This is a genomic window from Rhizobium atlanticum (genome assembly GCF_030182485.1).
In the GTDB taxonomy this organism is placed as follows: Bacteria; Pseudomonadota; Alphaproteobacteria; order Rhizobiales; family Rhizobiaceae; genus Rhizobium.
Genome location: NZ_JAQJCJ010000031.1, coordinates 35,400 through 42,948 on the forward strand (window position 1 = coordinate 35,400; position 7,549 = coordinate 42,948).

General features: G+C 58.6%; 2 protein-coding genes and 1 pseudogene. All 3 read left to right on the forward strand.

The window, feature by feature from the left end; all coding sequences use genetic code 11:
• Positions 1-1,282 precede the first annotated feature (1,282 nt).
• Positions 1,283-3,961 (forward strand): Ulp1 family isopeptidase, encoded by a 2,679-nt coding sequence (locus PH551_RS29855; protein WP_285196113.1) that lies wholly within the window; start codon positions 1,283-1,285, stop codon positions 3,959-3,961.
• A gap of 457 nt (positions 3,962-4,418) precedes the next feature.
• Positions 4,419-4,640: pseudogene (locus PH551_RS29860) on the forward strand (hypothetical protein); the annotation flags it as partial.
• A 448-nt stretch (positions 4,641-5,088) separates the two neighbouring features.
• Positions 5,089-7,549: Ulp1 family isopeptidase (locus tag PH551_RS29865; protein ID WP_285196114.1), on the forward strand; the 2,461-nt coding region annotated here is incomplete at its 3' end.

The following is a 7,549-nucleotide window of genomic DNA, read 5'->3' on the forward strand; positions in this document are numbered from 1 at the left end:
TCGATGAAGCGGGGGGTACGCGTTGCATGCGCGGCTCCTGGTCTCGCCTAGAGGGGACTAAACTTCCGCGAACTGGGCGGAAAGACGACCTGCGGGGCCCATATAGCCCGATGCGATCACTGGTTCTGCCAGCGTCGTCCGGACCCGCTCGGGAAGCTGCTCACAGCCGGTTGTCGTCCGCGAGCTTCTGGAGCTCTGGCGGAACAGTGCCGGCGGCTTGGCCAGCCGCAGTGATTGTAGTTGCATTAACATCGCCAGCGTCCATCCACGTTATAGTTCGTCTTACCGCCTCCAGCCGCTCCTCGTCTCCTCCTGATCCCTTTCCTCAGCCCAAGCCTCGAGGATTCGTGAAAGCGTGGTCCCTTCGCCAAACCATCGTGGAAGTCCGTCGGAGGTGTCTGCGCCGCGGCAGGGCTAAGATTAGCTTGAATGTTAGAGGTGTCCTCGGAGGATTTACCGCCCCGCGGGCCTGTTCTGTGTTCACCGTTGTTGGTCTCCAATTGCAGATTACGCATATGCTAGTGCAACCGGACTGGCCGCCATCATGCAAAACCGATATTCCAAAATGCTTTGGAAAAGCGGATCCACGGAGTCCCCTTAGGTGGTGAAGGTTCTGAGGAGTAGGTGGGCATCAGTGGTTTTTCGGCAGGGTCTGGTTGTTCAAGCACAGCCCGATAGAAGGCCACTGATGACCAATGAGATGATGGACCTCCGCTCGGGAATACGTCATGCCAAGCTGATAGCTGCTTGGCGGCGCAAGTCCCATCCGGCCAAAGTCACAGCGGCGAAGCCGGGGCGAGTCTTGCGGGCGTCGCGGTAACGGGGGGGGCTGAAGTGTAGACAGATACGGGTGCGGGAATGAGCCTCAAAAGTTGAATGATCACGGAAGGCCGAGTGGGTTCTGTAGAGCGACAATCTGGCTGAGTCTCACCTTGTTTGTCGCCGCGCACTGAGGCGGCGAAATCAGAAAGGCCGGCGGAAAGATTGGTTGGAATCGGAATGCTGACGGCACCCTTCACGCTGCATGTTCCACACATCACCCGAAACTGCTTAAATGAAGGCCAATTTTAGCGGGCTCCGCATGGCAAGCGGCAAGCTGGCGAGCCTCTCAAGCCATGTGCCGGCCTGATGGTCGAGTGCAGACGATTGTCGGCAAGCCGTCGCATATAGCGTTCGGCCATGCCTTGAGGGCATGATTGGATCTGGCTTTAGCATGCCGGGCGGCGGTCGGCAGGCATTAGGATCGAGGTTCCAAATTTGAATTTCCGGAGGACCCGCATCGATGTACCCAAGACGGAACCAGCCGCGCGATGACGATTCTCGCGAAGTAAGTGGGTGGATCGAAGACGTGACCGGAGCTTTCGATACGGACGCCTGGATCCAGGACTACTATTCACAGAGACGAGACATGGAACAGGATCCGAGCGACTTGCGCCTCGGTTCGCACGACAGTGACGCCGGCGACCGTGTGCCGCGTCGCAGATCCGTGGGCGGTTCGATGCGAGTGACGCCGCAGTCGCTGGCGCCGGAGAACTCGTTGAGCGGCGCCCGCCACAGCATAGACGTCTCTCGGGCGGGCTCCAGCAGCTTGCGATTCGGCGGCTCGGGGAGCAAGACATCGAGCAATATGGCGGACGCGGGAGAAGTCGCCGCGGCGCCGCAGGGCAGAAGCCGCGGATTTAAGTCGCGCATGGTGTCAGGGTTCAAGAAGGCGTTCGGATTGAGCAGCGGCAAGACGTCGTCGCGGGGTTCGGGGCAGCAAGACGTCGATGCCGCAACCGAGACTCACGTGGTCTCAACCAAGGTTCGCGTCGATTACGCCAAGCGTGGTCGCCCCGCCGACCGGGACATGCATCCCGATGACGAGTCCCGCATCAACCAGTTCGCGGAAGCAGTCCGAAACTACGAAATTCTACCCGACGGTAGCATCGGCCGAGGGGACGGAAGGGTTCCCGAGCGTACCGTCGAGAACAATTTGGGGATTCTTAAGAGGTTCGCTCGTTGGCTCAGAGCAGAGAACAGAGATTCGATGGCTTCTCGGTTTTTAAACGATCCAGATTCACTAGCCGTTGATATCGCGGCTTATTGGGCAAGCGGTGGGGATGGTCAGGGCCGTCTTCAGTCAGCACTGTCTCATTTCAGGAGGCTCGCGCCTGAGGGGCAAGAACTCCAAGCCGTTGGACCTGGGCCGCGCCTGATGGGACGCCAGATACATGATCCTTATCCCGACGACGCCCGCGTCATTGATAGCTTGGCCAAGGAAGAGGTCCCGAATTCTCGGAAAAATGCCAGTGGGCAACGAAAGTTTAGCGCTTGGCTCAAAAGGGAGGGCAGGGAGAGCATAGTCAGCCGACTCACCGGTACTGATGAGCAGCGACGGTCGTTGCAGGAGGATTTTAGGGCCTTTACCAAGGATGAAGGAAAAAAAGTGGTCGTGGGTTTCGATCGGCTGCGGCAGTATCTAGGCGCCGAGTCGCAGTTGAAACAGCATGATCCTTATCCCGACGACGCCCTCATGATTGATAGCTTCGCCAACGAAGAGCTGAGCAAGCTCGGATCGGGCTCGACTTCCAAGAGGAATGTTGTCTGGACTATAGCCAGCAATCAACGAAAGTTTAGTAATTGGCTGCAAACCAGGGGTAGGGAGAGCATAGCGAGCCGGCTCAACGGCAGCGAGATGCAGCAAAGGTCCTTGAAAAAAGATTACCAAGACTTCACCGAAGCCATGGGAAAAAACCTCACCATGTCTTTCAAGCGGCTTCGGCAGTACCAGCAAGTCGTTGAGGCGAACGCAGCGTCGGGGTTGTCCCCTGAGCAGGCAAGTGGCCGGGAACCGGCCGGTCTGGACGGCCGTTCGGATTCACGTGCCGAGTTCAGATCAACTTCGCCGCTGCAGCAGGCTGATCCATCGATCGAAGGCCGCAGCGGATTGTCGCTCGACCATACCGAATGGTTGGGCGACCAGCATATCCAGACGGATTATGAGCTGCTAATGCAGGACTTGCAGCGAAACGATCCGGATCTCGCCGCCAGGACGCGGCTTATCGATCCCCTGATAGCCCATTATCATCTGCGCCTGGGCGATGAGAGCACCGCGCTGAGCGCTTTCCAGCGCATCGTTAATGATCAGGATGGAAGAGATACAGCCGACTTCCTGTTCCTTCCAGTGAGCGATGCCAGTGCTTCGGATCCTGATCACCGCGGCACCCATTGGTCGCTGCTACTCGTTGACCGTCGCAACCGCGAGGGGCCGGCTGCCTATCACTATGACTCCTTCCGGGGCCAGAACGACGAGTTTGCAGCAATGCTCGCACAAAGATTGGGTACCCGTCTGGAGCCCGTCCGCATGACCCAACAGCGCAACGACTATGATTGCGGAGTCTTCGTGGTTGACGGCACGCGGGCGCTCGTTAGACGACTGGCGCGAAGAGGCCGGCCAGCCGTGCTGCACCTCGACAACCTCGTCGCCGATCGGGAGCAACTCCAACGACGTCTGAGCCCCGCGCCCAACAGTGCTCGAGCGGGGGCTGCGGCGGCTGGACCGGAGTCCTCCACACAGATCGCCGATCCCGCAGAGTTTTGGCATGGAGTGGCTCAACCCGGCCAGCTTCCCGATAGCTGGAATACAGCGCCCTTCCGGCAGGATTTGCCGTCAGCCGCCTATTCACCGGTGCAAAGCGTCAATCCGCCAGACGCACCATGGGAGCAAAGCTTGGGGGCATCGATCTTCGGCACCCCACAGTACATGCTGCCTGTGGACGACTTGGGAGAAGCTGTCCCTCCGAGCTGGCAACACCGCAATCAACCGGCACCGGCTGGCCTTCGGCTTGCAATGTCCTGGCTTGAGTTGCTGCCGAGCGCGGACAACCCCCAGACCAGCATCACTATCCATGGTGTGCCCTACACGGCCACTCTGGGGCCATCAGGCAGGGAGAACGACATTTACCTTTTCCAGCAATAGGGTGGAGATGGATCGAGCAATAGATGCCAGTCGTTCTTGAAAAAGCACCAAATCGTTGAGGGAGAATCCGTTTTTACGCGGCCACGTGCAGCCGCCAACCCAGATGAGACGATCCCCAGTGCCCGGGGCGACATCGAATGTGCACGTCGCCAGTCTTCCTTCAAAACGTGACGTTTGGCCAGCATCCCAAGAGGCGACGGCTGTCGCATCTGAGGTGTAGACAGATACGGATGCGGGAAGAGCCTCGGGTGCGAAGGATGCTGGCGCGGTCGCTGAAGTGCTTAGTGCCGTCTATGACGGCCTACCCTTTGCGGGTTCTACTATGGCTTCAGGCCCGGACGAAACCCGCCCATGGCGCCGGATGCATTTCATACGGCGATCATGAACCAACGTGTGAGTTGGGTGCTCGATGCCGACCCCGTATCCTGCAACTATCAAACTATGCCTGCGGGCGGGTGCCGCGGTGGACCGACTTGTTCATCACGCAACGATCTTCGAAATGAACGTCGAAAGCTATCGACGACGTTCCGCCATGGAGGCCAAACGCCAGCGCGGCAGGCCAGCCTCATTCGCGACAATCAAAGGCACCGCACAGTTTGTCGCGGAGCGGCAATCAGACCACGATGAAGCTCTTGCCAGCGACAATCAACATGATAACTTCATCCCGACCGCGACATAAGAATCTCATCCAGATTGTCGCGCGCGTCTCATCCTGATCGCCGCGCCATAGGTCGCATAACTATCAAGCGCGCAACGGGTTCTGTCAGCAGCTACACCGCATATGGTTCCGTTGCCTGAGGCGGCGAAATCAGAAAGGCCGGCGGATGGATTGGTTGGAACCGGAAATCCTGACGGCACCCTTCACGCTGCATGTCCCACATATCACTCGAACTGCTTAAATGAAGGCCAATTCTAGCGGGCTCCGCATGGCAAGCGGCAAGCTGGCGAGCCTCTCAAGCCATGTGCCGGCCTGATGGTCGAGTGCAGACGATTGTCGGCAAGCCGTCGCCATATGGTGTTCGGCCATGCCTTGGGGGCATGATTGGATCTGGCTTTAGCATGCTGGGCGGCGGTCGGCAGGCATTAGGATTGAGGTTCCAAATTTGATTTCCGGAGGACCGGCATCGATGTACCCAAGACGGAACCAGCCGCGCGATGACGATTCTCGCGAAGTAAGTGGGTGGATCGAAGGCGTGACCGGAGCTTTCGATACGGACGCCTGGATCGACGACTACTATTCAGAGAGCCGAGACCTGGAACAGGATCCGAGCGACTTGCGCCTCGGTTCGCACGACAGTGACGCCGGCGACCGTGTGCCGCGTCGCAGATCCGTGGGCGGTTCGATGCGAGTGACGCCGCAGTCGCTGGCGCCGGAGAGGGGTTCGGGGCAGCAAGACGTCGATGCCGCAACGGAGACTCACGTGGTCTCAACTAAGGTTCGAAAGCGTGGTCGCCCCGCCGACCGAGACATGCATCCTGATGACGAGACCCGTATCAACCAGTTCGCGGAAGCAGTCCGAAACTACGAAATTCTACCCGACGGTAGCGTCGGCCGAGGGGACGGAAGGGTTCCCGAGGCTACCGTCGAGAACAATTTATGGGTTCTTAGGGGGTTCGCTCGTTGGCTCCGAGCAGAGAACAGAGATTCGATGGCTTCTCGGCTTTTAAACGATCCAGATTCACTAGCCGTTGATATCGCGGATTATTTGGCAAGCGGTGGGGATGGTCGGAACCGTCTTAAGTCAGCACTGTCTCATTTCAGGAGGCTCGGACCTGAGGGGCAAGAACTCCAAGCCGTTGGACCTGGGCCGCGCCTGATGGGACGCCAGATACATGATCCTTATCCCGACGACGCCCGCGTCATTGATAGCTTGGCCAAGGAAGAGCTGAGTAAGTTCGGACCGGTCTCGACTTCCCGGAATAATACCAGTCACCAACGAAAGTTTAGCGCTTGGCTCAAAAGGGAGGGCAGGGAGAGCATAGTCAGCCGGCTCACCGGCAGTGATGAGCAGCAACAGTCGTTGAAGGAGGATTTTAGGGCCTTTACCAAGGAGGAAGGAAAAAAAGTGGTCGTGAGTTTCGATCGGCTGCGGCAGTATCTAGGCGCCGAGTCGCAGTTGAAACAGCATCATCCTTATCCCGACGACGCCCGCATCATTGATGACCTAGCCAAGGAAGCGCTGAGCAAGCTCGGATCGAACTCGACTTCCAAGAGGAATGTTGTCTGGAATATGGCCAGCAATCAACGAAAGTTTAGCGATTGGCTCCAAAGGGAGGGCAGGGAGAGCATAGTCAGCCGACTCACCGGTACTGATCAGCAGCGACAGTCGTTGAAAAAAGATTACCAAGACTTCACCGAAGACATGGGAAAAAAACTCAATATGTCTTTCAATCGGCTTCGGCAGTACCAGCAAGTCGTTGAGGCGAACGCAGCGTCGGGGTTGTCCCCTGAGCAGGCAAGTGGCCGGGAACCGGCCGGTCTGGACGGCCGTTCGGATTCACGTGCCGAGTTCAGATCAACTTCGCCGCTGCAGCAGGTTGATCCATCGATCGAAGGCCGCAGCGGATTGTCGCTCGACCATACCGAATGGCTGGGCGACCAGCATATCCAGACGGATTATGAGCTGCTAATGCAGGACTTGCAGCGAAACGATCCGGATCTCGCCGCCAGGACGCGGCTTATCGATCCCCTGATAGCCCATTATCATCTGCGCCTGGGCGATGAGAGCACCGCGCTGAGCGCTTTCCAGCGCATCGTTAATGATCAGGATGGAAGAGATACAGCCGACTTCCTGTTCCTTCCAGTGAGCGATGCCAGTGCTTCGGATCCTGATCACCGGGGCACCCATTGGTCGCTGCTACTCGTTGACCGTCGCAACCGCGAGGAGCCGGCTGCCTATCACTATGACTCCTTCCGGGGCCAGAACGACGAGTTTGCAGCAATGCTCGCACAAAGGTTGGGTACCCGTCTGGAGCCCGTCCGCATGACCCAACAGCGCAACGGCTATGATTGCGGAGTCTTCGTGGTTGACGGCACGCGGGCGCTCGTTAGACGTCTGGCGCGAAGAGACCGGCCAGCCGTGCTGCACCTCGACAACCTCGTCGCCGATCGGGAGCAACTCCAACGACGTCTGAGCACCGCGCCCAACAGTGCTCGAGCGAGGGCTGCGGCGGCTGAACCGGAGTCCTCCACACAGATCGCCGATCCCGCAGAGTTTTGGCATGGAGTGGCTCAACCCGGCCAGCTTCCCGATAGCTGGAATACAGCGCCCTTCCGGCAGGATTTGCCGTCAGCCGCCTATTCACCGGTGCAAAGCGTCAATCCGCCAGACGCACCATGGGAGCAAAGCTTGGGGGCATCGATCTTCGGCACCCCACAGTACACGCTGCCTGTGGACGACTTGGGAGGATTTGTCCCTCCGAGCTGGCAACACGGCAATCAACCGGTACCAGATGACCTTCTGCCTGCAATGTACTTGTTTGACTTGCTGCCGAGCGCGGACAAACCCACCAACTTCAGTATCCATGGTGTGCCCTACACGGCCACTCTGGGGCCATCAGGCATGCAGAGCGACATTTACCTTTTCC